19 protein-coding genes are annotated in these 20,884 nt (G+C 60.9%); 3 read left to right on the plus strand and 16 right to left on the minus strand.

Annotated features, from left to right (window positions below):
• Nucleotides 1-11: 11 nt before the first annotated feature.
• Complete coding sequence (locus tag DJ564_RS23940; RefSeq protein WP_004371317.1) at nucleotides 12-539, minus strand: YceD family protein; 528 nt, start codon at nucleotides 537-539, stop codon at nucleotides 12-14.
• A 105-nt stretch (nucleotides 540-644) separates the two neighbouring features.
• Between DJ564_RS23940 and DJ564_RS23945 the strand changes: the two genes are divergently transcribed.
• Nucleotides 645-1,223: a nucleoside triphosphate pyrophosphatase gene (locus tag DJ564_RS23945; RefSeq protein ID WP_109633852.1), complete on the plus strand. Its 579-nt coding sequence runs from the start codon at nucleotides 645-647 to the stop codon at nucleotides 1,221-1,223.
• Between the two features lie 47 nt (nucleotides 1,224-1,270).
• On the opposite strand, the gene DJ564_RS23950 is transcribed toward DJ564_RS23945, so the two are convergent.
• Genes DJ564_RS23950 through rluC form a run of 3 tightly spaced genes read right to left on the minus strand, consistent with a single transcriptional unit; the run spans nucleotide 1,271 to nucleotide 3,896 of the window.
• A complete protein-coding gene (locus DJ564_RS23950; RefSeq protein ID WP_109633854.1) occupies nucleotides 1,271-2,260 on the minus strand; it encodes a S49 family peptidase in 990 nt (329 codons plus the stop codon).
• A 24-nt stretch (nucleotides 2,261-2,284) separates the two neighbouring features.
• Nucleotides 2,285-2,947 carry an HAD-IA family hydrolase gene (locus DJ564_RS23955; protein WP_109633855.1) on the minus strand — a complete coding sequence of 221 codons (663 nt, stop codon included), beginning with the start codon at nucleotides 2,945-2,947 and terminating at the stop codon, nucleotides 2,285-2,287.
• On the minus strand, nucleotides 2,934-3,896 hold the full coding sequence (gene rluC / locus DJ564_RS23960) for a 23S rRNA pseudouridine(955/2504/2580) synthase RluC (RefSeq protein WP_109633857.1): 963 nt from the start codon (nucleotides 3,894-3,896) through the stop codon (nucleotides 2,934-2,936). The genes DJ564_RS23955 and rluC overlap by 14 nt, the downstream gene beginning before the upstream one ends.
• Before the next feature lie 700 nt (nucleotides 3,897-4,596).
• Here rluC and rne point away from each other — a divergent pair.
• Entirely contained in the window at nucleotides 4,597-7,797 is a 3,201-nt protein-coding gene (rne, locus tag DJ564_RS23965; protein ID WP_109633859.1) for a ribonuclease E, read from the plus strand.
• Between the two features lie 112 nt (nucleotides 7,798-7,909).
• A protein-coding gene (locus DJ564_RS23970) for an IS3 family transposase (protein ID WP_371921989.1) occupies nucleotides 7,910-9,135 on the plus strand; the annotation gives its coding sequence in 2 pieces (ribosomal slippage) (nucleotides 7,910-8,261 and nucleotides 8,261-9,135; 1,227 coding nt in all).
• A gap of 155 nt (nucleotides 9,136-9,290) precedes the next feature.
• Here the strand turns inward: DJ564_RS23970 and DJ564_RS23975 are convergent.
• From DJ564_RS23975 to DJ564_RS24030, 12 genes are all read right to left on the minus strand, one after another.
• Nucleotides 9,291-9,881: an NTP transferase domain-containing protein gene (locus DJ564_RS23975; protein ID WP_109633860.1), complete on the minus strand. Its 591-nt coding sequence runs from the start codon at nucleotides 9,879-9,881 to the stop codon at nucleotides 9,291-9,293.
• Nucleotides 9,878-10,861 (minus strand): XdhC family protein, encoded by a 984-nt coding sequence (locus DJ564_RS23980; RefSeq protein WP_109633862.1) that lies wholly within the window; start codon nucleotides 10,859-10,861, stop codon nucleotides 9,878-9,880. Before DJ564_RS23980 ends, DJ564_RS23975 begins: the two co-directional genes overlap by 4 nt.
• Complete coding sequence (locus DJ564_RS23985; protein WP_109633864.1) at nucleotides 10,861-13,182, minus strand: xanthine dehydrogenase family protein molybdopterin-binding subunit; 2,322 nt, start codon at nucleotides 13,180-13,182, stop codon at nucleotides 10,861-10,863. Before DJ564_RS23985 ends, DJ564_RS23980 begins: the two co-directional genes overlap by 1 nt.
• Nucleotides 13,179-13,649 (minus strand): (2Fe-2S)-binding protein, encoded by a 471-nt coding sequence (locus DJ564_RS23990; protein ID WP_109633866.1) that lies wholly within the window; start codon nucleotides 13,647-13,649, stop codon nucleotides 13,179-13,181. Before DJ564_RS23990 ends, DJ564_RS23985 begins: the two co-directional genes overlap by 4 nt.
• Before the next feature lie 246 nt (nucleotides 13,650-13,895).
• Complete coding sequence (gene murB, locus DJ564_RS23995; RefSeq protein ID WP_109633867.1) at nucleotides 13,896-14,915, minus strand: UDP-N-acetylmuramate dehydrogenase; 1,020 nt, start codon at nucleotides 14,913-14,915, stop codon at nucleotides 13,896-13,898.
• Nucleotides 14,912-15,376, minus strand: a complete 465-nt coding sequence (locus tag DJ564_RS24000; RefSeq protein WP_109633869.1) for a low molecular weight protein-tyrosine-phosphatase — start codon at nucleotides 15,374-15,376, stop codon at nucleotides 14,912-14,914. The genes murB and DJ564_RS24000 overlap by 4 nt, the downstream gene beginning before the upstream one ends.
• Nucleotides 15,376-16,140: a 3-deoxy-manno-octulosonate cytidylyltransferase gene (kdsB, locus tag DJ564_RS24005; RefSeq protein ID WP_109633870.1), complete on the minus strand. Its 765-nt coding sequence runs from the start codon at nucleotides 16,138-16,140 to the stop codon at nucleotides 15,376-15,378. The genes DJ564_RS24000 and kdsB overlap by 1 nt, the downstream gene beginning before the upstream one ends.
• Nucleotides 16,137-16,322: a Trm112 family protein gene (locus DJ564_RS24010; RefSeq protein WP_010461887.1), complete on the minus strand. Its 186-nt coding sequence runs from the start codon at nucleotides 16,320-16,322 to the stop codon at nucleotides 16,137-16,139. The genes kdsB and DJ564_RS24010 overlap by 4 nt, the downstream gene beginning before the upstream one ends.
• Nucleotides 16,323-16,347: 25 nt before the next feature.
• Nucleotides 16,348-17,358 (minus strand): tetraacyldisaccharide 4'-kinase, encoded by a 1,011-nt coding sequence (lpxK, locus tag DJ564_RS24015; protein WP_109633872.1) that lies wholly within the window; start codon nucleotides 17,356-17,358, stop codon nucleotides 16,348-16,350.
• Nucleotides 17,358-17,789, minus strand: coding sequence for a biopolymer transporter ExbD (locus tag DJ564_RS24020; protein WP_109633873.1), 432 nt, complete (start codon nucleotides 17,787-17,789; stop codon nucleotides 17,358-17,360). The genes lpxK and DJ564_RS24020 overlap by 1 nt, the downstream gene beginning before the upstream one ends.
• Complete coding sequence (locus tag DJ564_RS24025) at nucleotides 17,786-18,421, minus strand: MotA/TolQ/ExbB proton channel family protein (protein WP_162556235.1); 636 nt, start codon at nucleotides 18,419-18,421, stop codon at nucleotides 17,786-17,788. Before DJ564_RS24025 ends, DJ564_RS24020 begins: the two co-directional genes overlap by 4 nt.
• 98 nt (nucleotides 18,422-18,519) lie before the next feature.
• Nucleotides 18,520-20,754 carry a DNA internalization-related competence protein ComEC/Rec2 gene (locus DJ564_RS24030; RefSeq protein ID WP_109633875.1) on the minus strand — a complete coding sequence of 745 codons (2,235 nt, stop codon included), beginning with the start codon at nucleotides 20,752-20,754 and terminating at the stop codon, nucleotides 18,520-18,522.
• Nucleotides 20,755-20,884: the final 130 nt, after the last annotated feature.

Consider the following 20,884-nt stretch of genomic DNA (forward strand, 5'->3'; position numbering starts at 1 on the left):
TTGATTAACTCCTAAACGTTTGGGTCACGCTTTAACTGCGCCAATACACTGAACGGGTTGGACCGCGTTACCTCGTCCTCGCTCGGTTCGGGCTCATCGAGACCCGCCGGCTGCTGGCATTCTTCCGGATGATGAGCAGGCACAATGGGCAAGGCGAGCAGAAGCTCCTCCTCGATCAGTGACTGCAGATCCAATGGATCTTCGCCCAGTTCCAGCACGTCATAACCTTTCGGCAACGACTGGGTATTCGCACCCTCCTTCACCACAGCATAACTGCATTCGCTATGGATCGGCAGGGTGACCAGCTCAAGACAACGCTGGCAAACCATTTTGACTTCGGTGTCGATAAAGCTGTGGATTACCACAGACTTACGTTCATCTCGTTCAAAAACGAATTTAGCCTGCACCGTACCGACAGTGTCGGAAAGCGGGTCGCAGAGTCTCTCCAAATCGGCCAGCAGCAGTTCACCTTGAAGGGTGGTGCCACGGTCAGCCAATTTGCGCGGGTCAACGTGAGGTGGAATCGGGTCATTCAACATAGGCGCAGCATTATAGGGATGCACCCGGCCATGTCAAAGGAAATTCAGCCCTGTCCGTCACTTGGAAGCCCCGCTAGAATTCGCGCCTGCCTTTCGGAGATGCGCATGCTGCCTTTATTACTCGCTTCAAGCTCGGTTTATCGCCGGGAATTGCTGGCCCGCTTGCAGTTGCCATTCATCTGCAGCTCGCCGGACATTGATGAAAGCCATCGTCCGGGCGAATCGGCCGTCGAGCTGGTAAAGCGCCTCGCCAAAGAAAAAGCGCGGGCACTTGCCGGCAGCCATCCCGCCCACCTGATCATCGGCTCCGATCAGGTCGCAGTCCTCGGCGAGCGGATCATCGGCAAACCCCACACCTTCGAGAAGGCCCGCGAACAACTGCTGGCGTCGAGCGGTGCCAGCGTAACCTTCCTGACGGGCCTGGCGCTGCTTAACAGCCAGACCGGCGACTGCCAGGTCGACTGCGTGCCCTTCACCGTGCACATGCGCACCCTCGATCAGGCACGCATCGAACGTTACCTGCGCGCCGAACAGCCCTACGACTGCGCCGGCAGCTTCAAGGCCGAAGGCTTGGGGGTGAGCCTGTTCCAAAGCACCGAAGGCCCTGACGCCACCAGCCTGATCGGCCTGCCGCTGATTCGCCTGATCGACATGCTGCTGGTCGAAGGCGTGCAAATCCCCTGAACACAAAAAACCGGCCAATCGGGCCGGTTTTTTATGCAGCCAGAGAATCAGCGCATCGACGGACCGTGAAAGCCCATCCACATCGCCAGCTGCTCAGCCACGCTGGCACCGAGCTTTTTCGAGAAGCGATCGAACGGCGATTCCTGAACGGTGAAGTCCACCAGCTCTTTTTCGCCAATCACATCACGCGCCACCGAACTGGCATTCCCCAGGCCATCGATCAGACCCAGCGGCAAAGCCTGCTCACCGTTCCAGACCAATCCGGAGAACAGCTCTGGATGCTCCTTGTCCTTCAGACGGTCGCCACGGCCCTTTTTCACGCTGTTGATGAACTGCTGGTGCGTGGTATCCAGAACACCTTGCCAGAACTGAGTCTCCTCAGGCTTCTGCGGCTGGAACGGGTCGAGGAACGACTTGTGCTCGCCCGACGTATAGGTCCGACGCTCGACACCGAGCTTCTCCATGGTGCCGACAAAGCCATAACCGGCCGCCGTCACACCAATAGAGCCGACCAGGCTCGCCTTGTCGGCGTAAATCTGATCCGCCGCGCTGGCGATATAGTAAGCACCGGAAGCGCCCAGATCGGAAATAACCGCGTACACCTTGGTATCCGGATGCAAGCCGCGCAAACGGACGATCTCGTCGTACACGTAACCCGACTGCACCGGACTGCCGCCCGGGCTGTTGATGCGCAGGATCACGCCCTTGACCTTCTCGTCCTCGAAGGCGGCACGCAGGCTGCCGACGATGTTGTCGGCGCTGGCCGGCTCCTTGTCGGCGATCATGCCGGTCACGTCGATCAACGCCGTGTAGTGGGAACCGCGGGTAGCGCTTTTTTCCATGTCCATCAGCGGCGTGAACAGAATCAACGCGCCAAACAGGTAAACAAAGGTCAGCAGCTTGAAGAAAATCCCCCAGCGACGAGACCGGCGCTGCTCCTGGACACTGGCCAGCAGAGTCTTTTCCAGCAGCTTCCAGCTTTTTTCGTCACCGCTCTCTGCGCTCGACTTGGCGGGCGCTTTCCATTCGTCGGTCATGACATCTACCCCAGCAAAAACCTGTTAAGCCCGCTGACCCAGCCAGGCATGCAATTCTGAAAAACGATCGATGGACAGTCGCGGCTCAAACAGCTTCAGCGCGTCGATCGACTGCGCGCCGTAACTGACCGCCACCGAGTCCATACCAGCGTTACGCGCCATCTGCAGGTCGAAGGACGAGTCGCCAACCATCAGCGCCTGCTCCGGACGAACCTCGCAATGGGCAAGAATCTGCTCAAGCATCAGCGGATGGGGCTTGCTGGCGGTTTCGTCGGCGGCGCGGGTGATATCGAAATAATCCTCCCAGCCGTGTGCTTTCAACACCCGATCCAGCCCGCGACGGGCCTTGCCTGTGGCCACAGCCAGATGATAACCCTCGGCGCGAAACGCCTCCATCGACTCGAGCACACCCTCGAACAACGGCGAAGGCACGGCTTCCGCAGCGATGTAGTGATCTGCGTAATGCTGACGGAACGCCACCAACTCGGCATCACCAATGTCCGGGTATAACGTGCGAATAGCCTCAGGCAAACCCAGACCGATAATGCCTTTGACCGCAAAATCGTCACGCAACTGAAACCCGGATCGCTCGGAGGCGACATGCATCGCCTCGACAATCCGACCAATGGAATCAGCGAGCGTGCCGTCCCAATCGAAAATCAGCAGCTTGTAATCAGAGGGGTGCACTCAGGCGCTCCACGGTCTTGGCCCACATTTCGTCCACTGGCGCCTGCAGCTTCAGCTCACCACCATCCGGCAGCGGCACAGTCAGCAGGTAGGCGTGCAGGAACAGGCGCTTGCCGCCCAGGTCGCGGATTTCCTTGCTGAAGGCTTCATCGCCATACTTGGTGTCGCCAGCGATGCAATGCCCGGCGTGCAAGGTGTGGACACGGATCTGGTGGGTGCGGCCGGTAATCGGCCTGGCTTCAACCATGGTGGCAAAGTCGCCAAAACGACGCAGGACCTTGAACACGGTCACGGACTCCTTGCCCTCCTCCTCGTCGACCTCGACCATGCGCTCGCCGGAGCGCAGATTGCTCTTGCCGAGCGACGCCCGGACTTGCTTGATCGAGGCCGCCCAATTACCGCGAACAAGCGCCATGTAGCGCTTGTCGACGCCATCACCGCGCAATGCCGTGTGCAAGTGACGCAGCATGCTGCGCTTCTTGGCGATCATTAGCAGGCCGGAGGTGTCACGGTCGAGACGGTGAACCAGTTCGAGCTCCTTGCAATCGGGACGCAACTGACGAAAGGCTTCGATCACCCCGTAAGTCAAGCCGCTGCCGCCGTGAACCGCGATGCCGCAAGGCTTGTTGATCACGATCAACGCCTTGTCCTCGAAGACAATCGAGGCTTCGAGGCGCTGCAGCAGGCCCTGAGCCAGCGGCACAGGTTCGTCGCGCTCGGGCACGCGAACTGGCGGCACGCGCACGATATCGCCCGCCTGCAGCTTGTATTCGGGCTTGATCCGACCTTTGTTCACCCGCACTTCGCCCTTGCGCAAAATGCGGTAAATCAAGGTCTTGGGCACGCCTTTGAGCCGAGCGAGAAGGAAGTTATCAATACGTTGGCCGGCATATTCCGGCGAGACCTCCAGCAGTTGTACGGCTGGGGTCGAAGGGGCAGTAGTCGTCATGCCGCGGATGATAACAATTTTTTATGGAATTGAAGCACTTAATCATTGCTGCTATAGTCGCGAACGCCGCCAAAAGCGGCCTGGACAGCGGACTAACGGTCAAAAACCGGCCCTGACCAACGCAATTCACCAGGACGAGAGGCCGTCCTACGGGGCTTTCGCTACGTAACGGTGGAGTTTGCAGCTGTAACGAGCGCAGGTGACATGAGGCCTGAATCAAGCCGCGAAGCAGAGTTTTCACTCGCCTTGCGAGCCAATATTCACGGCCAGTTCACAAAGTGCAGTCAGCTATGGACGACCCCGAGCGAACACTTCGGAAACAACGCCTAAATTAGCCATGATGCGTGACCTCCCCCTTCGGAGCTCACGGTAAATGCCAACCCGCTGCGGATTCTGCGCGCGGCAGCACCCGAATTATCAGGGATACGTGTAGGGTGGAGATGCACAACCGCTGGACTGTGTAGCAATAGGCTTTATCAAGACGCTTCATCTCGTCCACAGCCGCTGGTTGATTCCTCCTCCTGACTGAGTGCTTAAGTAGCCACAGCAAGCAGGACGCGTACGTCGCGATAACGGCCCAATTGGCCGGACATCGCTGGACACGGGAATGGCCAACCACTCCCGACGCACCTGACACCGACCATGAGAAGTCGTGTGTGCCGAACGCCGTTTCCGGCAGCCCGGAAACCGACGGTACTACATGAAAAGAATGCTGATTAACGCAACTCAACCCGAAGAGTTGCGTGTTGCACTGGTAGATGGCCAACGCCTCTACGACCTGGACATCGAATCCGGTGCACGCGAGCAGAAAAAGGCCAACATCTATAAAGGCCGGATTACTCGCATCGAACCAAGCCTTGAGGCTGCCTTTGTCGATTTCGGCTCTGAGCGCCACGGCTTCCTGCCCCTCAAAGAAATCTCCCGCGAATACTTCAAGAAAGCCCCCGAAGGCCGGGTCAACATCAAGGACGTCCTGAGCGAAGGCCAGGAAGTCATCGTTCAGGTCGAAAAAGAAGAACGTGGCAACAAGGGCGCAGCCCTGACTACCTTCATCAGCCTGGCCGGTCGTTACCTGGTGCTGATGCCGAACAACCCGCGTGCCGGCGGCATCTCCCGTCGCATCGAAGGTGAAGAGCGCAACGAACTGCGTGAAGCCCTGAACGGTCTGGTTGCCCCGGCTGATATGGGTCTGATCGTTCGCACTGCCGGCCTGGGCCGCAGCAGCGAAGAAATGCAGTGGGACCTCGATTACCTGCTGCAACTCTGGACCGCCATCAAAGAAGCCTCGCTGGATCGCTCCGCGCCATTCCTGATCTACCAGGAAAGCAACGTGATCATCCGCGCCATCCGCGATTACCTGCGCCAGGACATCGGCGAAGTGTTGATCGACAGCGTTGAAGCCCAGGACGAAGCCCTGACCTTCATTCGCCAGGTAATGCCGCAGTACGCCAGCAAGATCAAGCTGTACGAAGACAGCGTTCCGCTGTTCAACCGTTTCCAGATCGAAAGCCAGATCGAGACCGCTTTCCAGCGCGTCGTCGAGCTGCCTTCCGGCGGTTCCATCGTTATCGATCCGACCGAAGCCCTGGTGTCTATCGACATCAACTCGGCGCGCGCCACCAAAGGCAGCGACATCGAAGAAACCGCCCTGCAGACCAACCTTGAAGCCGCCGAAGAAATCGCCCGTCAGTTGCGCTTGCGCGACATCGGCGGCCTGATCGTCATCGACTTCATCGACATGACCCCTGCCAAGAACCAGCGCGCCGTGGAAGAGAAAGTCCGCGAATGCCTGGAAGCCGACCGCGCTCGCGTGCAAGTCGGTCGCATCTCGCGCTTCGGCCTGCTGGAAATGTCCCGTCAGCGCCTGCGTCCATCCCTGGGCGAAAGCAGCGGCATCGTTTGCCCGCGTTGCAACGGCACCGGCATCATCCGTGACGTTGAATCGCTGTCCCTGGCGATCCTGCGCCTGATCGAAGAAGAAGCCCTGAAAGACCGTACCGCCGAAGTTCGTGCACAAGTGCCGATTCCGGTCGCTGCGTTCCTGCTCAACGAAAAACGCAACTCGATTACCAAGATCGAACTGCGCACCCGTGCCCGCATCGTCATTCTGCCGAACGATCACCTCGAAACGCCGCACTTCGAAGTTCAGCGTCTGCGCGATGACAGCCCGGAAGCCGCTGTCGGCCAGTCCAGCTACGAAATCGCTGCTGCCGCTGCCGAAGTCGAAGAAGTCCAGCCAGCCGCTGCGACCCGCACCCTGGTTCGCCAGGAAGCCGCGGTCAAGACCGCGCCGGCCCGCGCCAACGCTCCGGTTCCGACCGAAGTCGTCGCCGCTCCGGTTGCCGCGCCATCCGTTGCGCCCGAGCCAAGCCTGTTCAAAGGCCTGGTGAAATCGCTGGTCAGCCTGTTCGCAACCAAAGAAGAGCCTGCTGCCCCGGTTGTGGTTGAAAAACCAGCGACCACCGAGCGTCCGGCCCGCAACGAAGAGCGTCGCAACGGTCGTCAGCAGAGCCGCAACCGTAACGGTCGCCGCGACGAAGAGCGCAAGCCTCGTGAGGAACGTGCACCGCGTGAAGAACGCGCACCACGTGAGCCACGCGAAGAGCGTCAACCACGCGAAGCCCGCGAAGAAACTCCAGCAGTAGCCCGCGAAGAACGTGCTCCACGTGAAGAGCGCGCCCCACGCGCCCCTCGCGAAGAACGTGCACCGCGCGCGCCTCGCGAAGACCGCAAGCCACGTGGCGAGCGTGAAGAACGAGTGCGTGAACTGCGCGAACCTCTGGACGCTACCGCTCCGGCCGCTGCGGCGACCGCTGAAGAGCGTCCGGCTCGCCAGCCACGTGAAGAACGCGCTCCGCGCCCACCGCGTGAAGAACGTCAGCCACGTACCGAGCAAGCCGCTGCTGCCGTTGCCGAAGAAGAACTGGTGACCAATGAAGAGCAACTGCAGGAAGACGGTCAGGAAGGCGCCGAAGGCGATCGTCCACGCCGCCGCTCCCGTGGCCAGCGTCGTCGTAGCAACCGTCGCGAGCGTCAACGCGATGCCAACGGCAATGTGATCGAAGGTTCGGAAGAATCCGAATCCGCCGAAGGCAGCGAAGCGGGCGACAGCAACGAAGCGCCAAGCACCTCTGATCTGGCCGCCGGCCTGGCTGTTACCGCAGCCGTTGCCAGCACCGTGATCAGCGCGCCTGCTGAAGCACAAGCCAATGAGCAAGCCGAACGCGCAACGGCCGCCACCCTGGAATCGGCTCCGGTCGAAGCGCCAGTGGTCGAAGCGACGACTCCGGTCGAAGCCACTGCCGCTCCGGAAATCGAAGTGGCGCCGGTTCGTGAAGCGCAGCCTGAAGTTGAAGCTGCTGCTGAGCCAGTGGCTACCGCAGAGCCGGCCGTCGAAACAGTGACCGAAACCGTGACCGAAGCAGTCCGCGAAGTTCGTGAAGAACAAACCGCGTTCAACTGGGTTGCCGAGCCGGTAGCTGTTGAAGTACCTGCACCGGTGGCTGAAGCTGTGGTCTCCGAGCCAGTGGTTGTGGCTGCCGAGCCTGCTCCAGTTGTTGAAGCACCGGCGCCGGTTGTTGCCGAAGTGGCTGCACCGGTCGTTGAAGCGGCGCCTGTCAGCGCCCTGACCGAAAATGGCCGTGCGCCGAACGACCCGCGTGAAGTGCGTCGTCGCAAGCGTGAAGCCGAGCGTCTGCAGAAGGAAGCCGAACTGGCTGCCGCTGCTGCTCCGGTTGAAGCGTCTGTCGCTGCCGAGCCTGCACCGGTTGTGGCTGAAGTGATCGAAGCGGCACCTGCTGCCGAATCGGTCATCGAAGAAGCACCACGCTCCGTTCAGGAAGCGGTAGAGCAACACGAACAAGCCCTGGAAAAAGAACACGAGCCTAAACCACTCGTCTGATTCCATCGGCCACTAAAAAGCCCCGCCTGGTGATCCAGGCGGGGCTTTTTTTATGTTAGTGTCTCGTCCTGAATAAGGTTTACACCTTCTGACTTCTTATCAGGAAGGTGCAATGGATACGGGTCCAAAACGCAGTCAGCGAGATTACACGCTGACTTTTAAATTGTCGGTTGTCGATCAGGTCGAAAAAGGCGAGTTGAGTTATAAAGAAGCTCAACGGCGTTATGGGATTCAGGGTCGGTCGACGGTGTTGGTCTGGTTACGTAAACATGGTCGACAGGATTGGAGCCAAGGCGCATCCATTCGCTCCCAGAGGACTCGACCGATGGACGAGCCAACTTTGCCACCGACTCCCGAGCAGAGAATCAAAGAGCTTGAGGAACAGTTGGCCCTGGCAAATCAGAAAGCCAAATTCTTCGAAGACGTGGTTGATGTTCTGAAGAACGACTACGGCGTATCTGTCGTAAAAAAGCGGCCCGGCAAGTCGTTGCGCAAACCCAAACCCTGAGTGTCAGCAGGGCTTGCCAGTTTATGGGGATCAGTCGCCAAGCCTATTACAAGCGAGATCGCGTTTGTCGGGCTCGAGTCGAGCAAGATCAGAAACTCATCACGTTTGTGCAATCAATCCGGGTGCGCCAGCCCTGCATTGGCGCCCGCAAACTGCACTCATTGATGCACGCGGAGCGCGAGAAACAGGAGCTACATGTAGGCCGGGATCGCTTGTTTGAGGTTCTAAGAGAGCACCGCCAGTTGGTTCGTAGAAAACGGGCTTATCACAAGACGACTGACAGCCATCATCACTTTCACTGCCATCCCAATTTACTAAAGCCAGGCCCGCAGCAAGTCGTCGCTACCGGCCCGGAACAGGTCTGGGTAGCCGATATCACTTATCTCTCCACCAAGCGTGATGATCCGGTCTACCTGAGCCTGGTCACGGATGCGTTCTCGAGAAAAATTGTCGGTTACCACGTGCACGGTAGCCTGCATGCCGACTCGGTGGCTCAAGCCTTGCGCATGGCGTTGAAGACGCGTCGAACCCGCCAGAAACTGGTTCATCACTCGGATCGAGGGGTGCAGTACTGCTCAGCGTTGTATCAAAAGCTCCATGCCAGGCATGGCATCACGTGCTCGATGACCGATGGCTACGACTGCTACCAAAACGCCATGGCAGAGCGGGTCAACGGCATCTTGAAAACAGAACTCTTGCTCCATCGACCGACAGACTTGGCGCAAGCGGAGCAGATGGTGCGGGAGGCGATCTTGATCTACAACCAAGAGCGCCCGCACCTGTCCTTAAAATACAAAACGCCCGATGCGGTGCATCGGGCGTTAGGGTGAAATAGGTGTAAACCTATTTCAGGACTAGACATAGTTTCACCGCGATCAATGTGGGGGCGGGCTTGCTCGCGAAAGAGGTTTAAATTCAACATTGATGCAAGCTGACACAACGCATTCGCGAGCAAGCCCGCTCCCACAGGGGATTCGTGCAAAGGCTACTGGAAGATCAATTTTTCTGGCACATCCACATCCCACAACACCCCGGGATCATCCACCGCCACTTTAACCACCCGGCCCTGCGCAAACAGCGGCTTGGCCCCATGATCACCCGATAACGCCATCAACCCCGGCCCAAAACTGCGACCGAATCCGACGGGATGCCCGTACTCTCCCGCATGCACCGGCACACTGACGCAATCCTCGGCAATCCCCGCCACCACCCGATCAACACTCGACGGCAAGATAAACGGCATATCTCCCAGCACTATCAACCAACCATCAAGCTGCGGACACGCCGCCACCCCGGCCGCAATGCTGTCGCCCATCCCGGTCGACTCGATCTCCACAATCTCAAAACCATACGCCTGAGCCATGCGCATCACTTGCGGGCGATCTCCAGCAGTCACCAGCACGCGCTTCCCAAGACTGGGCGGCACATTCACCAGCACCTGTTCGATCACCGAACGAACAGCGCCATCGCGACCGGTACAGTCCGCCAGCAACTTGTCCTTGTCATCCCCCGCCACCTGCCTGAAACGGCTGCCCTGCCCCGCCGCCAGCACGATGACGCCGATGGACTCGCTCATACCACCTCCCGCAACGGCTTCTTCTGCTTGAGTTCGACGCCGTTCTTGATTGCCACAATCTCGGCCAGCAGCGACAAGGCGATTTCCGCCGGACTGTGGCTGCCGATGTGCAAACCGATCGGGCCGTGCAGCCGCTCGATGGCCTGTGGTGACAAGCCTAGCTGAGCCAGGTTTTCCCGACGCTTCAGGCTGTTGACTCGTGAGCCCAGCGCACCAACATAAAACGCCTTGGAGTCGAGGGCGGTCAGCAGCGCCATGTCATCCAGGCGCGGATCGTGGGTCAGGGCGACAATCGCCGTGCGCTCGTCGGTCTGGATGGTCAGTACTGCTTCATCCGGCATGCCCGAGACGAAACGCCCGTGCTGCTCTTCCCAACCGTAGACAAATTCACTGCGCGGATCGCAGATCAGCACCTCGAAATCCAGCAGCCGCGCCATCTCGGCAACATACCGGGACAACTGCCCCGCACCGATCAGCAACAGCCGCCAACGTGGACCGTAGATGGCGCGCAACGTATTGCCATCAAAACTCAATACATCGGTTTTGTTCGCCGCCTGCAAAACCACTTCACCGGTCGCGATATCCAGCGAGCGAGCGACGATCTCATGGTCCTCGCAGCGTGCCAGCAGCTCGGCGACCCAACCTGGATCGCCGACCCGCTCTTCGGTCAGGCGCAACGTGCCGCCGCACGGCAAACCAAACCGTGCGGCTTCCTCACGGGTGACGCCGTAGGTGATCAACTGCACTGGCGGCCCGTCAGGTGGAATCCGCCCATCGTGCAACCGGGCAATCAAATCATCCTCGACACACCCACCGGACACCGAGCCGATCACCACGCCATCTTCTCGCAACGCCAGCATCGCGCCCGGCGCCCGGGGCGCAGTGCCCCAGGTCTGGACCACGCTGTACAACACCACCCGCTGACCGGCGCGGCGCCATTCCAGCACGCTGCGCAGGACGTTCAGATCTGCGCTGTCCATCAGGCCTGCGCCTTTTGCCAACCCTGCAACTGATAGCGAACCGGCAAGCTACGGATACGCTGGCCAGTGGCGGCGAAGATCGCGTTGCACAGCGCTGGCGCAATTGGCGGTACGCCTGGCTCACCGACACCGCCCAACGGCACAACGCCCGGTGGTGTGACCAGATGCACCGCCACTTCCTTCGGCGCAAGCGACATGCGCGCCACTTCGTACATGTGGAAGTTGTCCTGCTGCACCTTACCGTCCTTGAAGCTGATTTCACCCACCACCGCATTGCCCAGGCCCATGACGCAGGCGCCTTCGAACTGGGCACGGATCCGCTCGGGGTTGATCTGCGGACCGCAATCCACGGCAATGTCGGCCTTGTGCACGATCAACGTGCCGTCGTCTTTGACTTCGACCTCGATCACCGCCGCCACGTAGGTGACGAAGCTGTAATGCACCGCCAGGCCCAGGCCTCGGCCCTTGGGCAACTCACGGCCCCAACCGGCAGCCTTGGCGGCAGTTTCCAGCACGGTGCGCATCCGCCCGGTGTCGATCGGATAACGCTCGGGGGATTCGCCGTAGTTCCACTCTTCACTCAAGGTGCGCGGATCGATCTGACGGTCCGGACCGAGCAATTTGATCTGGTACTTCAGTGGATCCTGCTTGGCCTTGTGCGCCAGTTCATCGACAAAGCTCTGGATCGCAAACCCATGAGGAATGTTCGACACCGAGCGATACCAGCCGACCCGCGTATGAATCGCCGCTTCCGGGTTTTCCAGGCGCACGTTGGGGATCGCGTAGGCCATGTTGGTGAAGCCCATGCCCAACTCGAACGCCGCCTCGTGGTTCATGCCCGGGGCGAACAGCGCGGTGATGCTAGGGGCGACGGTGCGGTGCAACCAGCCAGATGGGAGGCCGTCCTTGTCCAGGCTGGCCTTCAGGTACTCGGCCGACACGGTGTGGAAGTAGGAACAGTGGATGTCGTCTTCACGGGTCCATTGCACCCGCACCGCTTTGCCGGGGAATTCCTTGGCGAGGATCGCCGCTTCGATGATGAAGTCCGGCTTGGACTTGCGACCGAAACCGCCGCCCAGCAAGGTGACATTGAACGTGACCTTATCGAACGCAATACCGAGGCGTTCGCCAATCCGTTCGCGGGTGACTTGTGGCGCCTGACTCGGTGCCCAGGCCTCGCACACACCGTCCTTGAAGCGGGCGATGGCGACCATCGGCTCCATCGGCGCCTGCGTCAGGTGCGGCAGGTAATACGAGGCTTCGAGGGTGCTGTTGGCGCCTTTCATGGCGTCGTCGATGTTGCCGGTATTGCGCACCACTTTGCCGGGTTTGAGGGACGCGGCTTCCAGTTCTTTGCGGTAGGCGATCGAGTCGTAACTGGCATTGGGGCCATCATCCCACTCGATTTTCAGCGCTTCACGACCCTTGATCGCGGCCCAGGTATTGCTGGCCACCACGGCCACGCCACCCAATGGCTGGAACTCGGACGGCAGCGGACGGCCTTCGATCTGAATGACCTTGATCACGCCTGGGACTTTCAGCGCGGCGCTGGAGTCGACGGATTTGACCGTGCCGCCATAAACCGCCGGACGCGCAATCACGGCGTAGAGCATGCCGTCGAAATGCACATCGGCCCCGTAAATGGCGCGGCCGTTGACGATGTCGGCACCGTCGATCGCCTTCGTGCCTTCCTTGCCGATGTAGCGAAACTCCGACGGCTGCTTGAGCCGCAGGCTGTCACGGGCCGGCACTGCCAGCGCACCCGCAGCGGCGGCCAGGGCGCCATAGCCCAGTTCGCGACCGGTCGGTTGGTGCACCACTTTATGCAACTGCGCATGGCACTCGCTGACTGGCACCTTCCACTGTTCAGCCGCCGCTTGTTCAAGCATGGTTCGCGCAGCCGCACCGCAACGACGCATCGGCTCGTACCAGTGACGCATGCTGCGCGAACCGTCGGTGTCCTGATTGCCGAAGCGGACTTCGTCGCCGGGCGCCTGTTGCACTTTCATCATGGCCCAGTCGGCGTCCAGTTCATCGGCCACCACCATGGTCAGGCTGGTGCGTACGCCCTGGCCCATTTCCGAACGGTTGCAGACCACCGTTACCATGCCGTCAGCGGCGATGCTGATGTAAACCTTCGGATCATCAATCCAGCCATTGGGCATGCCGTCGGCGCCGAACTTTTTCTCTTTTTCTTCGGCGAAAGCGTCTTGCCAGCCCCAGCTCGCCACTAAAACTAACGCACTGGTCGCACCGACCCCTTTCAGGAAGCCGCGGCGGCTGAGGTTGCTCAGCGCAAAGTCATTCGGTAACCGGCTCATGCCTTGGCCTCCTTCAGGTGAGTGGATGCCTGGTGGATGGCGGTCTTGATGCGGTTATAGGTGCCGCAACGGCAAATATTGCCGACCATCGCCTCTTCGATCTGGGCGTCGCTGGGATTCGGGTTGGTCTTGAGCAGCGCGGTCGCCGACATGATCTGCCCGCCCTGGCAGAAACCGCATTGCGCCACGGCGGCGTCGAGCCAGGCTTGTTGCACGACTTGCCCGACCGGATCGGCGTGCAGGTTGTCGATAGTGGTGACGTTCTGGCCGACCACCGAGCCGATCGGCGTGATGCAACTGCGCGCCGGAGCGCCTTCGATATGAATGGTGCAGGCGCCACACAGGCCCATGCCGCAGCCGAATTTGGTGCCGTTGTAACCGGCCACGTCACGGATTGCCCAGAGCAGCGGCATATCCTCGGTGACATCGAGTTGATGGTCTTGACCATTGAGCTTCAGGGTAATCATGGGCACGCCCGCATATTTCTGGAGGTTATGGGGTCGAGCAATCTGCCGCGCGGGGTTCGCGGTTGGCTTCACGCAGATCGGCTCAGGCTAATGAGGCTCTCTTACACGGACGGAAACGTCTGCATCGGGCCTTTGGTGGAGCAAATGCTTGCATCGTTAGGTGGCTAAGTTAACCCAGCATTAACAAAAAAGCCCTGCACAGTTGAAGATGTGCAGGGCTTTGAGATCGGCCAATAAAGCGTAGCTTCAATACCGATTCGGCTCCATTTCCAGGTCTACTTTGAAACGTTCGGAAATGTCTTTCTGGATGTGCTGCGCCAGGTTCAGCAATTGCAGGCCGGTGGCACTGCCGTAGTTGACCAGTACCAGCGCCTGCAACTTATGCACGCCGGCATCGCCGTCACGAAAGCCTTTCCAGCCGGCCCGCTCGATCAACCAGCCCGCCGCCAGTTTCATCTGCCCATCGGGTTGCGCGTAGGCCACCAGGTCCGGGTATTGGCTTTTCAGCTGTGCGACCAGCGCGGCCGGCACCAGAGGGTTCTTGAAGAAGCTGCCGGCATTGCCGAGTACCGCCGGGTCCGGGAGCTTTTCGTTGCGAATGCCGCAAATCGCCTGGCTGACATCGGTGGCGGTCGGGTGATCGATACCTTGCTCGGTCAGGCGCTGGCGAACCGGGCCGTATTCCAGGTGCAGGTGTGCGGCGCGGTCCAGAGTGAAACGCACGCGCAGGATCAACCAGCGCCCCGGTTCCTGTTTGAACAGGCTGTCACGGTAGGCGAAGTTGCATTCTTCCAGGGTGAAATCCCGCAGCTCGCCGGTCTGGCGATCCAGCGCGGTCAGGCCGGCGAACACGTCCTTGATCTCGACGCCATAGGCGCCGATGTTCTGCATCGGTGCCGCGCCCACGGTGCCGGGAATCAGGCTGAGGTTCTCCAGCCCCGACAACCCCTGCGCCAGGGTGTGCTGCACGAAAGGATGCCAAGGCTCGCCGGCCTCCGCTTCGATCACGACCTTGCTGCCGTCATCGCTCAGGATCCGAATCCCGCGAGTGGCCATGCGCAGCACCAGCGCCTGGATATCAGCCGTCAGCAGCAAGTTGCTGCCGCCACCGATCACCAGCAATGGCACGTCATGGGCCGACGCATATGCCAGGGCTTCTCGCACATCGGCGTCGCTGTGGGCCTCGGCAAACAACCGGGCCTGAACGTCGACACCAAAGCTATTGAACGGCTTGAGCGAAACCCGGGGTTGAACCTGCAAACTCATAACCGTCCCTTCAATTCGATCACCAGCCGATCGCTGGCGCGCTCGATCAAGTCCAGTACTTGCTCGAAACCCTGGTCGCCGTCGTAATACGGGTCCGGCACTTCATCGACGTCCGACTCGTAGCGACGCAGGAACAAGTCCAGCTCGGCCTTGCCCTTGGCCGGTTGCAGAGCCTTGAGGTTGCGCAGGTTGCTGTTGTCCATCGCCAGAATCAGGTCGTAAGTGGCGAAATCGGCGCGGGTCACTTGCTGGGCGCGCTGGGCGGACAGGTCATATCCACGCAGCTTCGCGGCGGCCTGACTGCGTTTGTCCGGGGCCTTGCCGACATGCCAGTCGCCGGTCCCGGCGGAGGCGACCTCGATGTGATCGGCCAGCCCCGCTTCGCGCAATTTATGCCGCAGCACGCCTTCGGCCGTCGGAGAACGGCAGATGTTGCCCAGGCAGACGAACAGAACGCGCATCAGGCCTCCAGCAGGCGACGAACGCGCTCAAGGTCTTCGACGGTGTCGACACCGGTGGGCGGTGCGATCAGTGCGTCGGCGACGTGAATCCGCACGCCATGCCACAAAGCACGCAGCTGCTCCAGGGATTCGGTATTTTCCAGCCAGCACGGGCCCCAGCTGACGAAGTCATGAAGGAAACCGGCGCGGTAGGCATAAATGCCAATGTGGCGGCGGTACGGCACGCCTTCCGGCATTTGCTCGCGGCTTTTGGCAAACGCGTCCCGGGCCCACGGCAAGGTAGCGCGACTGAAGGTCAGCGCCAGGCCATTGAGGTCGCTGACGACCTTGACCACGTTGGGGTTGAACAGGGTTTCGACGTCTTCGATCGGCTCGGCCAGGGTGGCCATGCGCGCTTCGGTGTGGGCGGCCAGGTTGGCCGCGACCTGATCGATCACGCTCGGCGGGATCAGCGGTTCGTCGCCCTGGACGTTGACCACGATGGCATCGGCGGCCAGGCCCAGTTTTGCGGCGACTTCCGCCAGCCGATCGGTGCCGGAATTGTGATCTTCGCGAGTCAGCACCACTTCGGCGCCAAACGAATTGCACGCCTCAACGATGCGCGCATCATCAGTGGCGACCACGACACGCTCGGCACTGCTTTTGCTCGCCTGTTCCCAGACGTGCTGGATCATCGGCTTGCCGGCGATCAGCAGCAGCGGTTTGCCTGGCAGACGGGTGGAGGCATAACGCGATGGAATGACAACAGTAAAGGCTGTGGTCATTTATCCAGACGCTCGTCGGTGGTCAGGGTGCGGGCTTCGGTTTCGAGCATCACCGGGATGCCGTCGCGAATCGGGTAAGCCAGGCCGGCGCCCTTGCTGATCAGCTCGGTCTTGTCGGCGCTGAGCTTGAGCGGGCCTTTGGTGACCGGGCAAGCGAGGATATCGAGCAATTTGGTGTCCATGAGCATTCCCTGGATTAGAACGGAGTTAAGGCAAAAGACGAGCCGGCAACAGGCGCATCAGCTGCGTATCGAACCAGGCCACGAAGGCCGGCGATGGCGCAGCATCGACCGCCAGGTACCACCAATCGGCGGCGGCGAAGGCACGGCACTTCACCGCGTCCTTTTCAGTCATTACCAACGGCAATGACGGAGTGAAATTCAAGGCCTGCACGCTGTATTCGGCGTGGTCGGCAAACGCATGCGGCACTGGCTGCCAGTGTAGCGTTTCAAGGGTCGTGAAGAAACGCTGCGGATTGCCGATCCCGGCCACGGCGTGCACCGCTTGGCCTGCGGGGAAGTGGTCGAGGGGACGACGTTCATCGCTTTGCAGGTTGATCAGTTCGGTGGGTTGCAACTGGAAGGCAAAACCGTCTTCACGATCATCGACCGCGCCGTTGTACAGCACCGCGTCGACGCTTTGCAGGCGTTCGATCGGTTCACGCAAGGGGCCGGCCGGCAGGCAACGCTTGTTGCCCAGGCCTCGAGCGGCGTCGATCAACACCAGTTCCAGGTCGCGGGCCAGTCGGTAATGCTGCATGCCGTCATCGGACAGAATCAGGTCAAGTGGCTCGCTCGCCAGCAGCGCTTTGACGGCGCTGCTGCGATCCGGGTCAATCATCAACGGCACGCCGGTGCGCTGGACGATCAATAGCGGTTCGTCGCCGGCAATGTCAGCGCTCTGATCGGGCTCGACGCGCCACGGCAACTGCGGCGGTTTGGCGCCGTAACCCCGGCTGACCACGCCGACCCGCAAGCCGCTGCGCTGGCAGTGCTGGATCATCCACAGGATCAGCGGTGTCTTGCCGGTGCCGCCGACGGTGATGTTGCCGACCACGATCAGCGGCACAGGTGGCTGGTAGATCTCGCCCTCGCCCGCCAGAAAGCGCTTGCGCTTGTTCATGACCACGCGTCGATACAGCCACTCCAGTGGCTGCAACAGCTTCAGGGCCGGATGACCTTGGTACCACGCGGCGAGCAAGCGATCAGACATGGCCATCAGGGCGCGGGCGGTGCCGCTTCGACCGTGGTCATGCGCAAGTGGCTGAAACCCAGCTTGCCAGCGGCGTCCATGGCGGTGATGACCGACTGATGCTGGGTCTTGCCATCAGCGCTGATAGACAGCGGCAAATTGGTGTCGCCATTGGATTCTTTCTGCAACGCGTCCATCAACGTGGCCAGGTCGTTCTTCGGCAATACCTGATTGTTCACCGAGAACGCGCCTTCGGCACTGATGGCCACGTCCAGGTGTTTGACCTGCTGGTCTTCTGCGGGAGAACCGCTGACCGCTTCTGGCAGATCGACGCGCAACTGGGTTTCACGGGTAAACGTAGTGGTGACCACGAAAAACAGCAGCAGGATAAACACCACGTCGATCAGCGACGCGAGGTTGATGTCTACCGTTTCCCGCGGTTTGCGGCGGAATTTCACGCTTTGCCCTCGGCCAGGTCCACATCACGGTCGCCCTGCACCACTTCGACCAGTTTGATCGCTTCCTGCTCCATGCCCACCACCAGCTCATCGATCCGGCGTTGCAGGAATCGGTGAAAAAACACTGCCGGGATACCGACCATCAGGCCGGCGGCCGTGGTGATCAGCGCCTTGGAGATACCGCCCGCCAACACCGCGGCATTGGTGCCCATGCCCGTGCCCATGAACGCGCTGAAAATATCGATCATGCCCAGCACCGTACCCAGCAAGCCCAACAACGGGGCCATCGCGGCGATGGTGCCCAGCGCATTGATGTAGCGCTCGAGTTCATGAATCACCCGCGCGGCGGCTTCTTCGATGCACTCTTTCATGATCTCGCGACCATGCTTGGAGTTGGCAAGGCCCGCCGCCAGGATTTCGCCCAACGGTGAGTTGGCGCGCAGCTCCTTGAGTTTTTCTTTATTGAGCTGCTTGTCCTTGATCCACACCCAGACCTGCCCGAGCAAATGCTCCGGGGTCACACGGCTGGCTCGCAGGGTCCAGAGACGCTCGGCGACAATCGCCATGGCCGCGATGGAACTCAAAATGATCGGCAGCATCATCCAGCCGCCGGATTTGACCAATTCCCACACAGTGACAGTCCCCTCGAAAAAGTGCGCCACTCTAACATAGGGGCCGGATGCACCGAAGACTGTGATGTCGCATCCGGTCGGGCTTTCATAACTTGCGGTTATGGGCCGGACAGTGGCGGATTACGCCAGAAATGCCGTTCCAGACGCATCGTCCATGGCGGCTTGAACCGTCCCAGTTGCAGACGAATGGCGCCATGCGCGGCGCTGTCGTAGATCGCCATCCCGCGCTTTTGATAACGCGCCATGACCGTGGGATGCGGGTGACCAAAGGAATTGCCCTGGCCGCGGGAAATCAGCACAGCCCTGGGTTGCAACGCGGTGAGCAGCGCCATCGAAGAGGAACTGCGGCTGCCGTGGTGCGGCGATTGCAGCCAATCGGTCGGCACGGCGAGCGGACTGTCGAGCAACGCCCGTTCGGCAGCGGTGTCGATGTCGCCGGTCAACAGCAATCGCTCGCCATTGGCTTCGATCTGCAAAACACAGGATTTTTGATTGCTGTCGTGGGCGGATGTCCATTGCCAGAGCTCGAAGTTCACACCGTCCCAGCGCCATTGCCGGCCGCTTTCACAGCCCTCGGCGTGCAATTCGGCTGGCAGCGCTTCGGGATCGCCGCTCAGGACCCGCGCCACCGGCAATCCATTGGCGACCGCGCGTGCACCGCCGGCATGATCGGCGTCGGCGTGACTGATGAGCATCAGGTCGATCCCGGATACGCCCAGTTTGCGCAATGTCGGTAGGACCACCCGGTCGCCGAGGTCAAAATCTCCGAAACGCGGCCCAGTGTCATACAACACCGTGTGATGACGGGTTCGCACCAGGATGGCCAGGCCCTGGCCGACGTCCAGCTGCCAGACGTCGACGACGCCATCGGGAAGCATCGGGCGAGGTGGAAAAACCAGCAACAGCAGCAGCGGCCAGCCCAACGGGCGCAACGGCACACCGGCCGGCAGTAATAGTAGAAAGGCGCCCAGCATGCCGAGCGCCCAAATCCACAGCGGCACCGCGACCGGCACCCAGGCAGGCAGTCGTCCGGCCATCAATGCCAACCCCTTGAACAACAGATCGACCAGACCGCCCGCCAACCACAGCAATCCCTCGCCCACATAAGGGATGGGCAATAGCAACGTCCCGAGCAAGGCTGGCGGCAATACCACCAGACTGACCCACGGCACTGCCAGCAGATTGGCCACCGGCCCACTGACGCTGATCGGCAACCCAAGGATAAACAGCAACGGGCACAGTCCGATCGCAATCAGCCATTGCGCCCGGGTCCAGGTTTGCCACCAGCGCCAGGGGCCCAGCCGCCCACCAAAGGTGAAGATCAACACCGCCACCGCCGCGAAGGACAACCAGAACCCCGGCTGCAGGCTCGCCAGCGGGTCGAGCACTAAAACGCCGTTGAGCGCCAGCAACAGCGGCCACCAGGCGCCGAGGTGACGAAACCGCAGCCGCCACAACAGCACCAGACCGATCATCACGCAGGCCCGGCGCACCGGCACCTCGAAACCGGCCAGCAACCCGTAACCCAGCGCGGCAGCAAACGCCAGTCCGCAGGCCCATGGCAACCAGGGCAAACGGCTCGGCCACAGACCATAGCGGGCCAGCCCGGCGATCAGCAGATACACCAGCCCCGCCAGCAGCCCGATGTGCTGCCCGGAAATCACCAATAGATGCACGGTGCCGGTGTCTTGCAGCACCTGCCAATCCTCTCGGCTCAGCCCGCCGCCGTCGCCCAACACCAACGCCGTCAGTGCCCCGGTCCGGCCTTGAGCATCGACGGCTTGCAAGCGTTGGCGAATGCTGTCGCGCCAGGCCCATTGGGCGGAGGCAAGCCGCTGGCCATCCTTGACCGTCCCGGTAGCGCCGATGCGTTGCGCCAACAGCCAGGCGTCGTAGTCGAAGGCATGCGGGTTGAGCAGCCCGGCAGGACGCTTCAATTTGACCGCCAGTCGCCAGCGTTCGCCGCTGTTGACGAGCGGTCCGTCATACCAGGCAAGACGCAGATGCCGGGGCAGCCGCGTGCTTCGGGACTGACTGTCGGTCAGCTCGAAGCGCACCACACCTTCGGCATTCTGCGGCAGGCCCGTCACCCGACCTTCGACCCAACGAGTCTCTCCGTCGAGCTTCAGCGGCAGGCGATCATCCAGCGCCCACTGCGCACTCGCACACGCCCAACTGAAGCCGAACAGGAAGAACGCCAACGGGTAAGTCCGAAACGGCAGCAGCATCAAACCCACAACCGGCAGCAACATCCATAACCAGACCGGCGGTAAAACGGGTAAAAACCGCAGGGCCAGCAGACCCAACGCCAGCGCCATCATCCCTGTGCGCATACGCCCGTCCTTGAGAGTCCCACCCTAGGCATAGCTGCCCGAACGCACATGCACGGTTATTAATTGTCACAAAGTCTGAATGGGCGGTTCATGGAATCCAGACATACTTGCCGCCTTAACCGACCGAGAA

This window comes from Pseudomonas sp. 31-12, assembly GCF_003151075.1.
In the GTDB taxonomy this organism is placed as follows: domain Bacteria; phylum Pseudomonadota; class Gammaproteobacteria; order Pseudomonadales; family Pseudomonadaceae; genus Aquipseudomonas.

Excerpts from the sequence above, each read along its gene's own strand:
- DJ564_RS23940 (WP_004371317.1), bottom strand. The coding sequence starts at position 539 with ATGTTGAATGACCCGATTCCACCTCACGTTGACCCGCGCAAATTGGCT.
- DJ564_RS23945 (WP_109633852.1), top strand. The coding sequence starts at position 645 with ATGCTGCCTTTATTACTCGCTTCAAGCTCGGTTTATCGCCGGGAATTG.
- DJ564_RS23950 (WP_109633854.1), bottom strand. The coding sequence starts at position 2,260 with ATGACCGACGAATGGAAAGCGCCCGCCAAGTCGAGCGCAGAGAGCGGT.
- rluC (WP_109633857.1), bottom strand. The coding sequence starts at position 3,896 with ATGACGACTACTGCCCCTTCGACCCCAGCCGTACAACTGCTGGAGGTC.
- rne (WP_109633859.1), top strand. The coding sequence starts at position 4,597 with ATGAAAAGAATGCTGATTAACGCAACTCAACCCGAAGAGTTGCGTGTT.
- DJ564_RS23975 (WP_109633860.1), bottom strand. The coding sequence starts at position 9,881 with ATGAGCGAGTCCATCGGCGTCATCGTGCTGGCGGCGGGGCAGGGCAGC.
- DJ564_RS23980 (WP_109633862.1), bottom strand. The coding sequence starts at position 10,861 with ATGGACAGCGCAGATCTGAACGTCCTGCGCAGCGTGCTGGAATGGCGC.
- DJ564_RS23985 (WP_109633864.1), bottom strand. The coding sequence starts at position 13,182 with ATGAGCCGGTTACCGAATGACTTTGCGCTGAGCAACCTCAGCCGCCGC.
- DJ564_RS23990 (WP_109633866.1), bottom strand. The coding sequence starts at position 13,649 with ATGATTACCCTGAAGCTCAATGGTCAAGACCATCAACTCGATGTCACC.
- murB (WP_109633867.1), bottom strand. The coding sequence starts at position 14,915 with ATGAGTTTGCAGGTTCAACCCCGGGTTTCGCTCAAGCCGTTCAATAGC.
- DJ564_RS24000 (WP_109633869.1), bottom strand. The coding sequence starts at position 15,376 with ATGCGCGTTCTGTTCGTCTGCCTGGGCAACATCTGCCGTTCTCCGACG.
- kdsB (WP_109633870.1), bottom strand. The coding sequence starts at position 16,140 with ATGACCACAGCCTTTACTGTTGTCATTCCATCGCGTTATGCCTCCACC.
- DJ564_RS24010 (WP_010461887.1), bottom strand. The coding sequence starts at position 16,322 with ATGGACACCAAATTGCTCGATATCCTCGCTTGCCCGGTCACCAAAGGC.
- lpxK (WP_109633872.1), bottom strand. The coding sequence starts at position 17,358 with ATGGCCATGTCTGATCGCTTGCTCGCCGCGTGGTACCAAGGTCATCCG.
- DJ564_RS24030 (WP_109633875.1), bottom strand. The coding sequence starts at position 20,754 with ATGCGCACAGGGATGATGGCGCTGGCGTTGGGTCTGCTGGCCCTGCGG.